Here is a 15,769-nt window from a genome sequence, read left to right as displayed (position 1 = left end):
GGGAAATTTGCAGAAAGGCTTATTTTAGAAAATCAGCTTAAACTAAAATAGCGGCAATCCTTATTTTAGTTTCCATAAGTAAACTTAAAAATTGTTAAGTTTACTTTTCGGGCTTAAAGTAAACTTAGAATGAATTAAAATTTTACTTTTAGCTTCTCCGGTTCCACTAAAACCGACCTACAATTTCACCAATCCAATCGTATTGTTATCGTATATTTTCGTATCATAGCGTATCAAAACTTTTAAGTTTATCGATTCTCCTTTTTAAATTACCTTCGGAATTAATAAAATTGCCATCATGACAACCGAAAACCTTTACCAAATCTTCCTGCAACATCCGCAAATCTCTACCGATACGCGTAAAATTGCTGCCGACAGTATTTTTTTCGCCTTAAAAGGGGCAAATTTTGATGCCAATACTTTTGCCGAAAAAGCACTGGAAATGGGTGCCGCATATGCCGTTATTGATGACGCCGCTTACTTTAAAAGCGACCGTTTTATTTTGGTTTATGATGTGCTTACCGCTTTGCAAGACCTTGCCCGTTATCACCGAAAACAATTAAACATTCCAGTGATTGGGCTGACTGGTTCTAACGGAAAAACGACCACGAAAGAGTTGATCAATTCGGTTTTGAGCCAGCAATTTAAAACTTATGCTACCAAAGGAAATTTGAATAACCACATCGGCGTTCCGCTTACGCTTTTGTCCATTTCACGTGAAGCAGAGGTTGCGATTATCGAAATGGGCGCCAACCACCAGCAGGAAATTGCATTTTTATGCAGCATTGCGCAGCCCACGCATGGTTTGATCACCAACATTGGCAAGGCGCATCTCGAAGGTTTTGGCGGACCCGAAGGCGTGCGGAAAGGAAAAGGCGAACTGTTTGATTTTTTGGAACAAACCAAAGGAACCGTTTTTGTAAACCACGACGATTTGATTTTGGAGGAAATGGCCTTTCACCGAAATTTTAAACACGTGGTTTATTATGGAAAAGATCAAACAAATTCGGTTTCAGGAGAAATACTGGAAAATGTGCCGCTGTTAAAAATCCGATGGTGGATTAATGATGAGCTTTCAGCAACACCAAAAAATAAAACGCAAACGCAGTTAACCGGAAGTTACAACTTCGATAATATTCTGGCTGCCATTTGTATCGGACATGAATTTAAACTTTCTGCGGAGCAAATTAATACAGGAATTGCTGGTTATCAGCCGGAAAACAGCCGCTCGCAAATTGTTCAAACCAAAACCAATACGCTGATTTGCGATTATTACAACGCCAACCCAAGCAGTATGGAAGTGGCCATCAAAAATTTGGAGGCCATTACTGCCGATAAAAAAGTATTGATCTTGGGCGATATGTTTGAACTGGGCGAGCACTCCTCCGCAGAACACGAACTCATCATCAAAAAAGCAAACGAAATTAAAGCCGATGAGCGGATTTTTATCGGTTCAGCTTTTTATCGGCACCATGCTTCTTTTACCGGTACTTTTTTTGAAACGACCGATGCTGCTTTTACCGCCCTAAAATCTTCGCCCATAACCAACGCAACCGTTTTGGTAAAAGGTTCGAGAAGTATGAAATTAGAAAGTTTACTGGAGCTTTTGTAGGAAGTTTTTGTTCCTTCTGCCCAATTGTCATGTTTTTACCCATGCTTCTTTTATCGGTATAAAATCCACCTTTCGGAATACTTTTTGAAATACAATTGTTAGTATTTAAAAAAGGAAACAACAAAATGGGTTTAGGATATTTATTGATGATTGCCATCGCGCTGCTGAGTTTTGGCGTGCAATGGCGTTTTAAAAGCAAGTTTAAACAGTATGCCGAGCTTCCGTTGCTATCTGGTTTATCCGGCAAAGAAGTGGCCGAACGAATGCTGCGCGATAACGGTATTGACGATGTAAAAGTAATTTCGGTGGATGGCCAATTGACCGACCATTACAATCCGGCCAATAAAACGGTTAATTTAAGCGCCGATGTTTACGAAAGCCGGAGCGTTGCTTCTGCGGCCATTGCCGCGCACGAATGCGGCCATGCCGTGCAACATGCCAAAGCTTATTCGTGGTTAACTTTCCGTTCGGCCATAGTTCCGATTGTGCAAACGGCTTCGACCATAACACAATGGACTTTGATGATCGGTATTATGCTGCTGGTTTTCAGCGGAAACCCGATAGTTTTAGGCGTTGGCGTTGTGGCTTTGGCTTTGGTTACCACTTTCAGTTTTATTACGTTGCCGGTCGAGTTTGATGCCAGCAACCGCGCTTTGGCCTGGCTGAACAACAATTATACGGTAATGCAAACCAGCGAAGAACACGCAGAAGCAAAAGATGCGTTGTGGTGGGCCGCCATGACTTACGTTGTTGCCGCTTTAAGCGCCCTGGCAACTTTGGTTTATTACGCTTCTTTTCTGTTTAATGGCAGAAGAAACTAAGTTAATTGCAAAAGCTTTTTAACAAGTATGGCCTCGATCAATGATCGAGGCCATACTGTTTTTATGCCGGTAAAAGAAGTATCTTAATTTAATTTATAAGGAGCAACCAATTGAAATTCCGGGATTTTAACATCAAAAGTATGGTTATCCAGCAAACGCAGCATTTGGTAATCGCCTTTCATGCTGCCCATTTCTGTTTTTAAATTACAGCCCGAAACGTATTCGTGCTGGTTGCCCGGTTCAATAACAGGTTGCAAACCAACCACGCCTTCGCCTTCCACTTCCCGGTGCGTACCGTTGGAATCAAAAATATTCCAATGGCGGCGCATCAATTGTACGGCGTAATCGGTCATATTTTCGATGGTAACTTTATAAGCAAACATGAAATGCTCGTTTGCCGGGTTAGAATATTCTTGTTGGTACAGTGTTTCTATGGAAACTTTCACACCGTCGGTAATTGTGTTCACCATAAAGCTTGTCAAATTTTAATGTGATAAAAGAAGCATTCTTCAACAATCACGCCATAACATAAACGTGTGCCGATTTGATTCCTTCCAGAATGTCATAAATTTCTTGCAAATTTTCCAAGGCGACCAATTTCATTCGGGTTTCTTTAAAATGCTCGATGCCTTTAAAGTAATTGGCATAATGGCGTCGCATTTCAAAAATCCCGGTTTTTGGCCCTTTCCAGGCAATTGATTTTTGCAGATGTGTTTTGCAAACTTCCACCCGTTCTTCTATCGTTGGTTTGGGCAAAAAGTTGCCTGTTTTGAGAAAGTTTTTTATTTCCCTGAAAATCCATGGGTTTCCGATCGAAGCGCGGCCAATCATCATGCCGTCCACACCAAACTCCTGTTTCCAAGCCAGTGCTTTTTCCGGCGAATCAATATCGCCATTTCCAAAAATCGGTATTTCGATGTTCGGGTTCTTTTTTACTTCGCTGATCAACCGCCAATCCGCCTCGCCTTTGTACATCTGCGCTCGCGTGCGGCCGTGGATGGTTAAGGCTTTGATGCCCACTTCCTGCAAACGCTCGGCAACGGTGTAGATATTTTTGGTATGATCGTCCCAGCCCAAACGCGTTTTTACAGTAACCGGCAAATGTGTCGCTTCTACCACGGCTTTCGTCATGGCTACCATTTTATCAATATCCTGCAACAAACTCGCGCCTGCACCTCTGCAAGCCACATTTTTAACCGGACAACCATAATTTATGTCAATCAAATCCGGGTTTGCTTTCGTTGCAATTTGTGTTGCTTCGCGCATCGTTTCGATACTGCTGCCAAAAATCTGGATGCCGATTGGCCGTTCATACTCAAAAATATCCAGCTTTTGCCTGCTTTTGGCTGCGTCACGGATCAATCCTTCCGAAGAAATAAATTCCGTGTACATCATATCCGCGCCGTTTTGCTTGCAAACGTAACGGAACGGCGGATCGCTCACATCTTCCATCGGTGCCAGCAACAACGGGAATTCTCCCAGATCAATATTTCCTATTTGAACAGACATGTTTATCTTTAAGCCCTGCAAATTTACGTAATTTATCAGCAGTTGATGGAAAAGCCTTATTACCAAATGTCGTACGCGTTGCAGTTTTTACTGCTGATTTTGCTTGCCGTGGCAGGTTTAGTTTTGGGCGGATTGATCTGCGGCGTAATCGTGGTAATTCTTTACGGCCCTTCTGCTTTTAGTGCGATGCTAAACATAAGTGCCAATATGCCTGAAAGCACGCTCAACAGTTTGAAGATTATGCAGATGGGTTCGTCCGTTTTTGGGTTTTTAATCCCAGCCATCTTTTTTGCGAAAGTAATTGTTCGTCAGCCTGTTCCTTATCTCAAAGCCAACTGGCGTTTCCCGCTGATACTTCTTTTACTGGTGTTTTTTATCATGCTGGTTTCTTCGCCGATGATGGAAATGCTCATCAACTTCAACCAAAAAATGGTTTTTCCGCAGTTTTTAAAAGGTTTGGAACGATGGATGCGCAACCTGGAAGACAACGCCGGCCAGCAAACCGAAATTTTATTGCAGATGAAAAGTTCGGCGAGCTTTATCGTTAACTTATTGATGATTGCCATTTTGCCGGCCGTTTCAGAAGAATTTATGTTCCGCGGATGCTTCCAGCAAATTTTTACCGGCTGGACAAAAAGTATGCACTGGGGCGTTTGGCTTTCGGCGGCCTTGTTCAGCGCCATCCATTTTCAGTTTTTCGGGTTTTTGCCGAGGATGATGCTGGGCGTTTTCTTTGGTTATTTTGCGGCCTGGAGCGGCAGTATCTGGCCGGGCGTTTTAGGCCATTTTTTAAACAACGGCACAGCTTTGGTAGTTAGCTATTTATACCAGTTGAAAATGATCAAAACCAACCCCGACGAGCAGCATTTATTTGAATGGAAAAGCTACGTTTTTAGCCTGCTCATCACGCTCGTGCTGTTTTTAGCCTATCAAAAATTGGCTGAACCCAAACGCAAAGATTTACAGGAAGCATAATGGAAGCAGACTGGGTTAAAATTTATACTTCCACCAATTTTTTTCAGGCCGAACTGGTTAAACAGCTTTTAACGCAGCACGAAATGGAAGTGGTGCTGATGAACAAGCAGGATTCGGCGCATAAAGTTTTCGGACAAATTGACGTTTACATCCATAAATCGTCTTTCAGCCAAGCGATAGAAATTTTGGTTTTAAACGATATCAACCCATGAATTTTAATGTGATAGCTTTGCTTCCGCTCTGTCATCCTGAACTTGTTTCAGGATCCCTCGTGAAAAGTTTTAACCTTTCTAATGAGATGCCGAACCAAGTTCTGCATGACAATAACCAACACATCAACCCATGAAAACCCGCGCCATAACTGGTTTCTTTTTTGTGGTGGTGATGCTGGCCGCTTTCTTTTTTGGCCCATACATTTTTGTGGGTTTCTTTTCGTTGCTGGCTTTACTTTCGCTGTTTGAATTTTATGGTTTGATAAAAACTACGGGCATTTTTCCGCAGCAAATTTTGGGCTTCATCCTCGGTTTGATGGTTTGCGCAGCCACAGCTTCCTTTTGGTTCGATACTTCTTTTACGAGGTATTTTTCAGCCTTCATTGTTCCAATTGGCGTAAGCATTTTTTTTGCCGAGTTGTACCGGAAATCAGAAAAACCTTTCCACCAGATTGCCTACACTTTTCTCGGCCTGATTTACACATTGCTGCCATTTGTATTTTTTATGGCGATGGCTTTTCTCCAAAAAAACTTCAACCCGCATTTTTCTTTAGGCTTCATCCTGTTACTGTGGACGAACGATACCTGTGCTTATTTAACGGGAAGAAAATTGGGCAAAACCAAACTCTTCGAACGCCATTCGCCCAAAAAAACCTGGGAAGGGTTTATCGGCGGCTTGCTTTTAACGGCTTTGGTTGCTTTCGTTATCAGTCGTTATTTTAAAGAAGTTTTTTGGTTGCATTGGATCGTTATTGGCCTGATCATTTCCGTTTTTGGTACAATGAGCGACCTGGTAGAAAGTATGCTTAAAAGAAGCATCAACGTAAAAGATTCGGGCAGTTTGTTGCCCGGCCACGGCGGTTTGCTGGACCGTTTCGACGGACTTTTAATGGCCGCTCCGTTAGTTTTTATTTACCTTTACCTTGTTTTGTAATTTACAACGCTATTTTTACGCATGACGATCCATAAAGAAGGCTACAATACCATCGCACTCAGTATCCTGTTCATTTTTGTGCTCAACGCACTCGTTCAATTTTATTTTCCCGATGCAAATACTTTTCATTGGGTGATTTACATTTTCTCGGCCATTCTTTTTCTGGTGGTGCTGCAATTCTTCAGGAACCCAAAAATCGCGGTTACGCAGGATGAAAAATTAGTGGTTTGCCCGGCGGATGGTAAAGTAGTGGTGATTGAAGAAGCACAGGAAACCGAATATTTGAAGGATAAACGCTTGCAGATTTCCATCTTCATGTCGCCCATCAATGTCCACGTTAACCGAAACCCGATTACTGGCGTGGTTAAATATTTTAAATATCACGCCGGGAAATACTTAGTGGCCTGGCATCCAAAATCATCCACCGATAACGAACGGACGACGGTTGTGGTAGAAACCCATCAGGGAATCCCGGTTTTGTTCAGGCAGATTGCCGGTGCCATGGCCCGACGTATTGTTTGGTACGTAAAAGAAGGCGACGAAGTGAAGCAAGGCGACCAGTTCGGTTTCATCAAATTTGGTTCGCGGGTAGATGTTTTTTTACCGCTGGGAACCAAAGTAAACGTAACCTTAGGCGAAACCGTAAAAGGCGGAAGAACGGTTTTGGCTGAGTTAGTAACGGATTAATGCTGTTCCATTGTCATCCAGGTTGATCTCTTTTTTATTTTGTGCCGATAAAAGAAGCATCAATAATTTAAAGAAGATCTCTCCCTATGGTCGAGATGACAAAGCGGCTCTTTTTCAGCGATAGAACGGTAACCACCATTAAGGTATGCGCCCAGGCGCGGTGGGCTGAATGCCGCCCGGAGGCGATCCGGCATTCTTGATTTTTGGTTCTTTTGATCAAGCAAAAGAACGCACAAAAGAAAAACGATTGAATGACGGAAATACAAATCCCAACACTAATTTTTACCTCATAAAAGAAGCCTTTCAGAAAAAATCTGAAAGGCTTCTTTTATTAACCAAATATCTTTAAAAAACTTAAACCCTTTTAGATTTAATACGTGCTGCTTTACCAGTCAGTTCGCGCAGGTAAAATAACTTTGCACGGCGTACTTTACCATGGCTGTTCACTTCTAATTTGTCGATGTTTGGAGAGTTAACCGGAAAAATCCGCTCAACACCAATACCGTTAGAAACTTTACGAACGGTAAATGTTTCATGTGCGCCTGTACTGTTGCGTTGGATAACAACGCCTTGGTAAAGCTGGATACGCTCTTTGGCGCCTTCCCTGATTTTGTAGTAAACACTAACAGTATCACCAGCTTTAAAGGAAGGCAACGTGCTTTTAACTATGTTTTGTTCTTCAACAAATTTTACTAAATCCATGATTTTAAGCTCTTAATAACGATTTTTATGCCCTAAAAATCGGATTGCAAGTATAGGAATTTAAAATTGATTTAAAAAGACGGATTTAAATTTTTCAACATTCCAATTTTTATGCACATAAAAACAGTATCAGGAAAGCAAATCAGGCCGGCGCTGCTTAGTTCGTTCCAAAGCTTGTTCGTGGCGCCATTTTTCTATTTCGCCGGCATTTCCGCTTAGCAAAACCGGCGGCACGGCTTGTCCGTTCCATTCTGCTGGCCGTGTGTACAAAGGCGCATCGAGCAATCCATCCTGAAAAGAATCCGACAAAGCCGAAGTTTCATCAGAAAGCACGCCCGGAATCAACCGCACCACCGCATCCACCAAAACGGCCGCCGGTAATTCGCCACCTGAAAGCACATAATCGCCCACAGAAATTTCGCGCGTAACAAACGTATCCCGGATGCGCTGATCAATCCCTTTGTAATGCCCGCACAAAATCAGGATGCTTCTTTTAAGGGATAAATTATTGGCAATTTGCTGGTTCAGCGTTTCCCCATCGGGCGACATAAAAATGATTTCGTCATATTCCCGCTCCGATTTTAACTGTTGTATACAATTGGCAAATGGCTCCACGCCCATCACCATGCCGCCGCCGCCGCCGTATGGATAATCATCCACACTTTTTTGCTTGTTGGTTGTATAATCACGTAAATTATGAACATGGATTTCAGCAATGCCTTTTTTCTGCGCCCGTTGTAAAATGGAATGGGCGAACGGGCTTTCCAGCAATCCGGGCAAAACGGTGATGATATCAAAACGCATTGGGCAAAGGTAAGGTGTTGAGGGGAAAGGATGAAAGGTGAAAAGGTTAAAGGCGAAAGGTTAATAGCGGGTTCAGAATTTTTATTCCTGTTTATAAAAATCTTATTTTTGATTTATGGGAACATTGATTGTACATCCTGAAAATGAAGAACAGTTAACCGCTGTTAAAGCTGTTTTAAATGCGTTGAAAGTTACTTTTGAGGAAGAAGAAAGTCCTTATGACCCAGCATTTGTTGCTGAAATTCTTCAAGCTAAAAAAGACATCGAAAATGGCAAAGGCGTAAAAATCCGTACCAAGGATTTATGGAAGTAGTTTTTAATCAACTTCGATTTAAAATCCATCACTCCAAATAAACATCCAGCAAACCTTCCGGCAAATCCACTATCACTACGCCTTTTACCACATCAATATTTTTGATGATGCTTTCGTTGAGCGGGAAAAGCACTTCCTGGTTTTTGTAAGAAACGGTAGCAATAAACTGCTGCGGATATTCGTGGATTTCAATGATCTCGCCCAGTTCGCCTTCGTTCTCGTCTATGGCGATGAAATTCAGCAAATCTTTTAAGCCAAACTCGTTCTTCTTCTTTTTCGGTTTGTTTTTGTTCGACAGAAAAACATTCTTCTTTACTAACAAAGCTGCCTTTTCAACCGTGTCCACATCTTCCAGCAAAACGTAAGCAATATTTTTTTGAGGAAGCTTAAAAAACGACACAAAATACGGAACTAATTTCCCGCCAAGTTCAATAAACAAACTGGTAAATTTTAGTTTTTCCGGTTCGTCATAAGCCACAAAAACCTGTAGTTCGCCTTTTAAACCGCGTGTTTTGGTAACGGTTCCTATCTGGAAATAATCTTCTGTAACCATCAATAAAAAGGTGCTAAAACAAGTATAGCGAAGCGCTTCTGTTGCAAGAAGCTGCTTCGCTATAAATTTAAATTTTATTTTTAATTACTCGGTCGGAGTTTCGGTTGCTTCATCAGCGGCAACAGGTTCTGGTGCCGGCGGTGTGTTTTTAGCAACAATTGCCGCGGCACGGTCGGCATTTTTCTTAGCTTCTGCAGTTAAAGCAGCTTTGCGCGCTTCGTCTTTTGCAGAACCTAAATCTGTTTTCTTACCGCTAATTTTGTTTTCTTTTTGCTCGGCCCAGGCTGCAAATTTTGCATCGGCCTGTTCTGCCGTTAAGGCACCTTTTTTAACTCCGCCTTGCAAATGTTTTTTGTACATCACGCCTTTGTAGGCCAAAATTGCACGGCAGGTATCGGTCGGCTGTGCGCCGGTGTTAACCCATTCCAGCGTTTTATCAAAATTGATGTTGATGGTTGCCGGGTTGGTGTTTGGGTTGTAAGAACCTAAACGCTCGATGAAACGGCCATCTCGTGGTGCGCGCTCATCGGCTACCACGATGTAATAAAAAGCTTTGCCTTTTTTACCGTGTCTTTGTAATCTGATTTTTGTTGCCATTGTTTGTTTTATGTATCCAACATATCCCCCGGAACTTTTTGGTGCGGGGGCTGCAAAAGTAGGAAAAATATTACTATTTTATCAATGTAATAATTATATATTTATGGCTCACGCTTTTTTAATCAAACAAATATAATTACTATGAAAAAATTTCAACTAAGCATTCTACTATTGTTAACTGTATGCATTTTTTGCTCAAGTTGCGCCACTGTTTTTGGCGGCCATGTTAATACCTATCAGCGTACCCGGCCAAAAGACGGCGAACCACAAAGAAGGGTACGTGTAGGTGCATTAATTGCTGATGTTATTCTTTTTTGGCCGGGAACTATTGTTGATTTTGCTACCGGCGCTATCTATAAACCCGCCCCAAACGAGGCTTCCAAACAAGAAAACTTTAAAACCTTATAAATACTTTAATAGCCAGTTTAATTAAACTGGCTATTTTTGTTTATGGAAAAACAACGCATTGCCATTGATATGGATGAAGTTTTGGCAGATGTAATTGCCAAGTTTCAATATTTATATAAACGAGACCACCCGAACGAGGTTTTACAGGAACTGAAAGACGGACAGGAATTTTACCACATTTTGCCCGATCCTATTGTCGGCGATTTCAGGAAACACATTTATGAAAAAGGTTTTTTCCGGGATTTGGAAGTGATTAAAGACAGCCAGCGCGTGGTAAAAGAGTTAAACCAGAAGTATGATGTGTTTATCGTTTCTGCCGCGATGGAATTCCGCAACTCGCTGGAAGATAAATTGGACTGGCTGGCAGATCATTTTCCGTTCATCCCCTGGCAGCGCACCATTTTTTGCGGCTTAAAAATAGTTAATGTGGATGTGATGATTGATGACCGCAGCCGAAATTTTACCGCGTTTAATGGTCGGCCGCTATTGTTCACTTCTCCCCACAACAAATTGATTACCGAGTTTGAAAGGGTAAATACTTGGGAAGAAGTTGCTGCCAAACTACTTTGATTTTATGCCGGTAAAAGAAGCATGCTTCTTTTACCGGCATAAAATTTATAAAGAAAGGATTTCTACAATCTTTAAAAAATTGGGGTTGATAATCGTGTTGTGTTTGATGGTTTGAGAAAAATTGGTACTGGTGATTGTATTGTGTATCAAACCAAACATTTCGTTGCGATGGCCGTCCAGCAAACCTTCTACGGCTGCAACACCAACCCGGCTGGCCAAAACCCGGTCCATGCAACTTGGGCTGCCGCCGCGCTGAATGTGGCCCAAGATAGAAACCCGGGTATCATAGTTCGGGTATTTTTCTTTGATCTGGTCGCCAATTTTAAACGCGCCGCCTTCTTCTTCTCCTTCGGCCACGATAATAATTTTTGATGCCTTATGTCTTCTGTCGCGCTCCAAACGCGAATAGATGGCTTCAATATCGGTTGTGGTTCCAGGTATCAAAATCGCTTCTGCCCCGGTTGCAATGCCTGTCCGCAACGCAATCAAACCACTATCACGCCCCATTACTTCTACAATAAACAACCGGTCGTGCGATTCTGCCGTGTCCCGGATCCGGTCAACCGCATTTACAACCGTATTAATGGCGGTATCATAACCAATGGTAAAATCTGTACCGAACAGATCATTGTCAATGGTTGCTGGCATGCCTACAATCGGAATATTAAATTCCTGCCCGAAAATATGGGCTGCGGCCAATGTACCATCGCCACCAATGGCCACCAAGGCATCAACCTTGTTTTTTTGCAGCTGCTGGTAAGCTTTTTTTCTACCTTCAGGCGTCCTGAACTGGTCGCTTCGGGCTGTTTTCAAAATCGTCCCTCCGCGTTGCACAATATTGGCAACCGAGCGGCGGTCCATGATAAACATATCGCCGTTGATCATCCCTTCGTAACCCCGGCGGATACCGGTAACCTGGATATTGTAATATAAAGCCGTACGCACAACGGCGCGGATAGCGGCATTCATTCCCGGCGAATCACCGCCCGAAGTAAATACGCCAATATTTTCTATAGATGTACTCATACTAAAATCAAATGTTGGGGCTAAATAACTCAGAACCTGTTTAAAATTTACTTATTAAGGTTTCTATGCTTTTTTTACCTATAAAAATTGGTGCTTGCACCAGCCTAAACAAACCAAAAACCGATTGCCCACTAACTTTTAGGTGATAAAAGAAGCATTAATATTTTTCTTCCATAAATTCATAGGCCCTCAGTCAATAGAATTATTTAACCGGGATACTAAAATCAATATCTTCTGGCGGCAGGCATTGTTTATCGTTGCAAACCATGTATTCAACTTTGCCTTTGATGTTGGTCTGGTCTTTTTTCAGTTTTATTTTTTGCTGAAAGATAACCGACTTTTCAAAATACAACACGTTCATTTTAAAAACCTGTTCCATTTTGGTAACCGGTTTTGGTTCGGCCAATGCGCCGTTTAAGGCATAATCTTTTGAAGGCGTAAAATCAATCGTGGTTTTTACCGGCCCGCCTTCTTTTTGCTGGGTCGAATAAATATGCCAGCCGTTATCAATGGTTGCCTTGATCAAAAGGACAGCCTCGGTTTTACTGGTTTTTTTTGCCGCATACGACCATTTTACCGGTTGCAAAATTTGAGCAGACAAGCCAAAACTTAAAAAAGATGCGGCTAAAAGAAGCATTAGTTTTTTCATGATGTTTTTAATTAAAAATAAATTTGATCTGTTTCAAATCAAAAAATACAGTTTCGTTTTCTTTTTTGACACCCAGCAGACCGGAAGGGTTTACGGCACAAATTTCGCCTTTAAATATTTCGTTGTTGGTTTGAAATTCTAATTCACGGCCAAAACCGTACAAGTTGTTTAAATATTCCTGTTTAATTTCTTCGGATTTCCCGGCCTTCAACTTTAAATAATAAAACTCGATGCCGGCACAAATTTGCAACAATACTTCTTTTATGGCATAATTTTCTGAAAGTATTTGTTTAACGGAAACAGGGTTTGGCAGATGGGCAGGAAAACTTTCCTGGTTGATGTTGATCCCAATCCCAACAACGGCGCTTTTAATGGCATTTCCAGTTATGGTATTTTCAATCAACATTCCGCCTAATTTTTGCTGCTTGTAATAAATATCATTTGGCCATTTTAACCTGACTTCATCTCCCAGTATTTCCCGAAGCGGTTTTATTACGCCTAAACTCATGGCCGCAGCCAGGTCAAAGGTATTTTGAGGCGATAAAAATTGAGGATATAAGAGCAAACTGAAAGTTAAATTTTTTCCGGCTTCGCTGTGCCAGCCATTTTGCTGCTGCCCTTTGCCAGCCGTTTGATATTCTGCCATAATGACTGTTCCTTCTGGCACTGGCTTGGAATTTGCCACTAACTGTTTCAGCAGGTCATTGGTAGAAGTTATCTCCTTATATGTCAGAATATTTTGTCCAACAAATGCACCTGAAATTATGTTATTTTGCAAAGTAGAATAAAACGTGTGTAAATTCGTTTTCAAAACTAAGTGTTTTTAATGGTAATAAACAAGAATAAATTAGAATCAACCTTAATTTCGGAAATCATCATCAATGGGATCCAGGAAAAAAAAGGTAATGACATTGTTAGATTAGACCTCAGAAATATCCGCAGTTCGGTGTCAGATTACTTTGTAATTTGCCATGCCGAATCTACCACTCAGGTAAAAGCGATTGCAGGAAGTGTGGAAGAAGAAGTTTATAAAGCTTTAAAACAAGACCCTTGGCGGAAAGAAGGCTTTGAATACGGCGAGTGGATTTTATTAGATTATATTGACGTTGTAGTGCACATATTTAAGACTGATAAACGCGAGTTTTACGGAATAGAAGAGTTGTGGGGCGATGCCGAGTTTAAATCCTATAAAAGTGCTTAAAGTAGTTTCAGGTCCTGTAGCGTAAGTTATAAAATATGTGTTTGTAAAAAATGGAAAAAAAACCCTCTGAAAATCAGAAAACTATCCGCAGGATACCCAATAAAAAATCAACACCAAAACCGCCTAAATTTAATTTTATGTGGATTTATGCAATCGCGATCATCGCGTTGCTGGTTGTACCTTATTTTTTTGGCGGCAGCGGCGGTTCGCTTATTAACTTTCAAACTTTTGAAAGTAATATGCTTAGAAAAGGCGATGTTGATAAAATTGTTGCCTACAAAAACGGTGATTTGGTGGTTGCCGAAGTTTACATCAAAAAAGACAGTCTCAGCAAATCGCAATATGCCAACGTGCGCGATAAGCGTTCGTTTAATATGGCTACTGATAATGCGCAATATTACTTTACCGATGCTTCCTATGAAAGCCTGAAAGCATCGGTGCAAAATGCGCAAAAAGACGTGCCGGATGCGCAAAAAGTGCCAATTAGCTTTGAGCAGCATGAAAGCTTTTTCTCCAGTTGGCTGGTACAAACCATCATTATGGTGGCTTTATTTGCCGGCATGTGGCTGTTGATTATGCGGCGTATGGGCGGCGGGGCAGGCGGCGGCCCGGGTGGCCAAATCTTTAACATCGGTAAATCAAAAGCCACTTTATTTGACAAAGAATCTCAGGTAAACGTTACTTTTAACGATGTTGCCGGTTTGGAAGAAGCCAAACAGGAAGTGATGGAAATTGTAGATTTCCTTAAAAATCCAAAAAAATATACCAATCTCGGTGGTAAAATACCAAAAGGCGCGCTGCTGATTGGTGCGCCGGGAACGGGTAAAACTCTGTTGGCAAAAGCAGTGGCCGGCGAAGCGCAGGTTCCTTTCTTCTCGCTTTCAGGTTCTGATTTTGTGGAAATGTTTGTTGGCGTTGGTGCTTCCCGCGTACGGGATTTGTTCCGCCAGGCAAAAGACAAAGCGCCTTGTATCATCTTTATTGATGAGATTGACGCGATTGGCCGCGCCCGTGGCAAAAACAACATCGTTGGCGGCAACGACGAACGTGAGAACACGTTGAACCAGTTGCTGGTAGAAATGGATGGTTTCGGTACAGATTCCGGGATCATTATTTTGGCTGCAACCAACCGTCCGGATGTTTTGGATTCTGCTTTGATGCGTCCGGGACGTTTTGACAGACAAGTTTCTATTGATAAACCGGATTTGAACGGCCGTGAACAAATTTTCAAAGTCCATTTACAACCGATAAAAACAGCAGCAGATGTTGATGCCAAGAAATTATCGGCACAAACACCTGGTTTTGCCGGTGCCGAAATTGCCAACGTTTGCAACGAAGCTGCCTTAATTGCCGCCCGTAAAAACAAGGAAGCGGTTGATATGCAGGATTTCCAGGATGCGGTTGACCGTGTAATTGGCGGTTTGGAAAAGAAAAACAAGATCATTTCTCCGGAGGAAAAACGAATTGTTGCTTTCCACGAAGCTGGCCACGCCATTGCAGGCTGGTTTTTGGAACATGCTGATCCTTTGGTTAAGGTTTCCATCGTTCCGCGTGGTGTTGCTGCTTTGGGTTATGCGCAGTACTTGCCAAAAGAACAATTTTTGTACACCACAGAGCAATTGTTGGATGGTTTGTGTATGACGATGGGTGGACGCGTTGCCGAAGATATTGTATTCAACAAAATCTCGACCGGTGCACAGAACGATTTGGAACGCATTACCAAATTAGCTTATGCCATGGTAAGCATTTATGGCATGAACGATAAAGTTGGAAATGTATCTTTTAACGATACGCAAGGCGAATACCAGTTTAACAAGCCTTACTCTGAAAAAACATCGGAATTGATTGATAATGAAGTGCGTAGTTTAATTAATAATGTTTATCAGCGTACCAAAGATTTATTGAATGAAAGACGGGAAGGTTTGGATAAACTGGCCAATAAATTGCTCGAAAAAGAAATTTTGTTTCAGTCGGATTTAGAGGAAATATTAGGCAAACGCCCTTTTGAGACCCGTACCACTTATGATGAGTTTGTAAATGGCGATGATCCTTCCGGAAATTTAGCCCCGGTAGAACAAAATTTAGTTCATGAAGGTGTTGGCGATCATTCAGGAACTTTTGAAAGAAACCCGGAAGAAACCGATGCCAAAACAAAAAAAGATTAAAAACTTTTAATCAATTTTGAGCCACTGCGTA

Annotated in this window: 20 protein-coding genes; 11 read left to right on the top strand and 9 right to left on the bottom strand. The window is 41.8% G+C overall.

What is annotated here, in order from left to right; all coding sequences use genetic code 11:
* Positions 1-298 precede the first annotated feature (298 nt).
* Together murF and V5804_RS04695 are read left to right on the top strand one after the other, a co-directional pair.
* The gene (murF, locus tag V5804_RS04700) at positions 299-1,612 is read left to right on the top strand and encodes a UDP-N-acetylmuramoyl-tripeptide--D-alanyl-D-alanine ligase (RefSeq protein ID WP_369590221.1); all 1,314 of its coding nucleotides are present in this window, start codon (positions 299-301) and stop codon (positions 1,610-1,612) included.
* A gap of 125 nt (positions 1,613-1,737) precedes the next feature.
* On the top strand, positions 1,738-2,433 hold the full coding sequence (locus V5804_RS04695) for a zinc metallopeptidase (protein WP_369590220.1): 696 nt from the start codon (positions 1,738-1,740) through the stop codon (positions 2,431-2,433).
* A gap of 83 nt (positions 2,434-2,516) precedes the next feature.
* On the opposite strand, the gene apaG is transcribed toward V5804_RS04695, so the two are convergent.
* The gene (gene apaG / locus V5804_RS04690; RefSeq protein ID WP_369590219.1) at positions 2,517-2,903 is read right to left on the bottom strand and encodes a Co2+/Mg2+ efflux protein ApaG; all 387 of its coding nucleotides are present in this window, start codon (positions 2,901-2,903) and stop codon (positions 2,517-2,519) included.
* Between the two features lie 46 nt (positions 2,904-2,949).
* Positions 2,950-3,942 (bottom strand): tRNA dihydrouridine synthase DusB, encoded by a 993-nt coding sequence (gene dusB / locus V5804_RS04685; RefSeq protein WP_369590218.1) that lies wholly within the window; start codon positions 3,940-3,942, stop codon positions 2,950-2,952.
* Positions 3,943-3,987: 45 nt separating this feature from the next.
* Between dusB and V5804_RS04680 the strand changes: the two genes are divergently transcribed.
* From V5804_RS04680 to V5804_RS04665, 4 genes are all read left to right on the top strand, one after another.
* A complete protein-coding gene (locus V5804_RS04680) occupies positions 3,988-4,917 on the top strand; it encodes a lysostaphin resistance A-like protein (protein ID WP_369590217.1) in 930 nt (309 codons plus the stop codon).
* A complete protein-coding gene (locus V5804_RS04675) occupies positions 4,917-5,129 on the top strand; it encodes a DUF2007 domain-containing protein (RefSeq protein ID WP_369590216.1) in 213 nt (70 codons plus the stop codon). The genes V5804_RS04680 and V5804_RS04675 overlap by 1 nt, the downstream gene beginning before the upstream one ends.
* Before the next feature lie 130 nt (positions 5,130-5,259).
* Complete coding sequence (locus V5804_RS04670) at positions 5,260-6,063, top strand: phosphatidate cytidylyltransferase (RefSeq protein WP_369590215.1); 804 nt, start codon at positions 5,260-5,262, stop codon at positions 6,061-6,063.
* Positions 6,064-6,084: 21 nt separating this feature from the next.
* Positions 6,085-6,750 carry a phosphatidylserine decarboxylase family protein gene (locus V5804_RS04665; protein ID WP_369590214.1) on the top strand — a complete coding sequence of 222 codons (666 nt, stop codon included), beginning with the start codon at positions 6,085-6,087 and terminating at the stop codon, positions 6,748-6,750.
* Positions 6,751-7,104: 354 nt separating this feature from the next.
* Here V5804_RS04665 and rplS read toward each other — a convergent pair whose 3' ends face one another.
* Both rplS and trmD read right to left on the bottom strand, forming a co-directional pair.
* On the bottom strand, positions 7,105-7,452 hold the full coding sequence (gene rplS / locus V5804_RS04660) for a 50S ribosomal protein L19 (RefSeq protein WP_369590213.1): 348 nt from the start codon (positions 7,450-7,452) through the stop codon (positions 7,105-7,107).
* A 129-nt stretch (positions 7,453-7,581) separates the two neighbouring features.
* The gene (gene trmD, locus V5804_RS04655; protein ID WP_369590212.1) at positions 7,582-8,256 is read right to left on the bottom strand and encodes a tRNA (guanosine(37)-N1)-methyltransferase TrmD; all 675 of its coding nucleotides are present in this window, start codon (positions 8,254-8,256) and stop codon (positions 7,582-7,584) included.
* A 115-nt stretch (positions 8,257-8,371) separates the two neighbouring features.
* Between trmD and V5804_RS04650 the strand changes: the two genes are divergently transcribed.
* A complete protein-coding gene (locus tag V5804_RS04650) occupies positions 8,372-8,569 on the top strand; it encodes a DUF2683 family protein (protein ID WP_369590211.1) in 198 nt (65 codons plus the stop codon).
* Between the two features lie 28 nt (positions 8,570-8,597).
* Here V5804_RS04650 and rimM read toward each other — a convergent pair whose 3' ends face one another.
* Complete coding sequence (gene rimM / locus V5804_RS04645) at positions 8,598-9,122, bottom strand: ribosome maturation factor RimM (protein ID WP_369590210.1); 525 nt, start codon at positions 9,120-9,122, stop codon at positions 8,598-8,600.
* An 84-nt stretch (positions 9,123-9,206) separates the two neighbouring features.
* Complete coding sequence (locus V5804_RS04640) at positions 9,207-9,719, bottom strand: 30S ribosomal protein S16 (protein ID WP_369590209.1); 513 nt, start codon at positions 9,717-9,719, stop codon at positions 9,207-9,209.
* 171 nt (positions 9,720-9,890) lie between these two features.
* Between V5804_RS04640 and V5804_RS04635 the strand changes: the two genes are divergently transcribed.
* Positions 9,891-10,127 (top strand): hypothetical protein, encoded by a 237-nt coding sequence (locus tag V5804_RS04635; RefSeq protein ID WP_369590208.1) that lies wholly within the window; start codon positions 9,891-9,893, stop codon positions 10,125-10,127.
* 42 nt (positions 10,128-10,169) lie between these two features.
* Positions 10,170-10,697, top strand: coding sequence for a 5'(3')-deoxyribonucleotidase (locus V5804_RS04630; protein ID WP_369590207.1), 528 nt, complete (start codon positions 10,170-10,172; stop codon positions 10,695-10,697).
* Positions 10,698-10,742: 45 nt separating this feature from the next.
* Here the strand turns inward: V5804_RS04630 and pfkA are convergent, their stop codons facing one another.
* From pfkA to V5804_RS04615, 3 genes are all read right to left on the bottom strand, one after another.
* Positions 10,743-11,723, bottom strand: coding sequence for a 6-phosphofructokinase (pfkA, locus tag V5804_RS04625; protein WP_369590206.1), 981 nt, complete (start codon positions 11,721-11,723; stop codon positions 10,743-10,745).
* Between the two features lie 202 nt (positions 11,724-11,925).
* Positions 11,926-12,372, bottom strand: coding sequence for a protein-disulfide reductase DsbD domain-containing protein (locus tag V5804_RS04620; RefSeq protein ID WP_369590205.1), 447 nt, complete (start codon positions 12,370-12,372; stop codon positions 11,926-11,928).
* A gap of 7 nt (positions 12,373-12,379) precedes the next feature.
* The gene (locus V5804_RS04615; protein WP_369590204.1) at positions 12,380-13,183 is read right to left on the bottom strand and encodes a biotin--[acetyl-CoA-carboxylase] ligase; all 804 of its coding nucleotides are present in this window, start codon (positions 13,181-13,183) and stop codon (positions 12,380-12,382) included.
* A gap of 15 nt (positions 13,184-13,198) precedes the next feature.
* Here V5804_RS04615 and rsfS point away from each other — a divergent pair, with 15 nt between their 5' ends.
* Both rsfS and ftsH read left to right on the top strand, forming a co-directional pair.
* The gene (gene rsfS / locus V5804_RS04610; RefSeq protein WP_299288972.1) at positions 13,199-13,573 is read left to right on the top strand and encodes a ribosome silencing factor; all 375 of its coding nucleotides are present in this window, start codon (positions 13,199-13,201) and stop codon (positions 13,571-13,573) included.
* 50 nt (positions 13,574-13,623) lie between these two features.
* Entirely contained in the window at positions 13,624-15,738 is a 2,115-nt protein-coding gene (gene ftsH, locus V5804_RS04605) for an ATP-dependent zinc metalloprotease FtsH (RefSeq protein ID WP_369590203.1), read from the top strand.
* Positions 15,739-15,769: the final 31 nt, after the last annotated feature.

The sequence above is a fragment of the Mucilaginibacter sp. genome (genome assembly GCF_041088075.1).
Classification (GTDB): domain Bacteria; phylum Bacteroidota; class Bacteroidia; order Sphingobacteriales; family Sphingobacteriaceae; genus Mucilaginibacter_A.
Note: the sequence above shows the minus strand (reverse complement) of the source record. Positions and strands in the feature narration are given on the sequence as shown.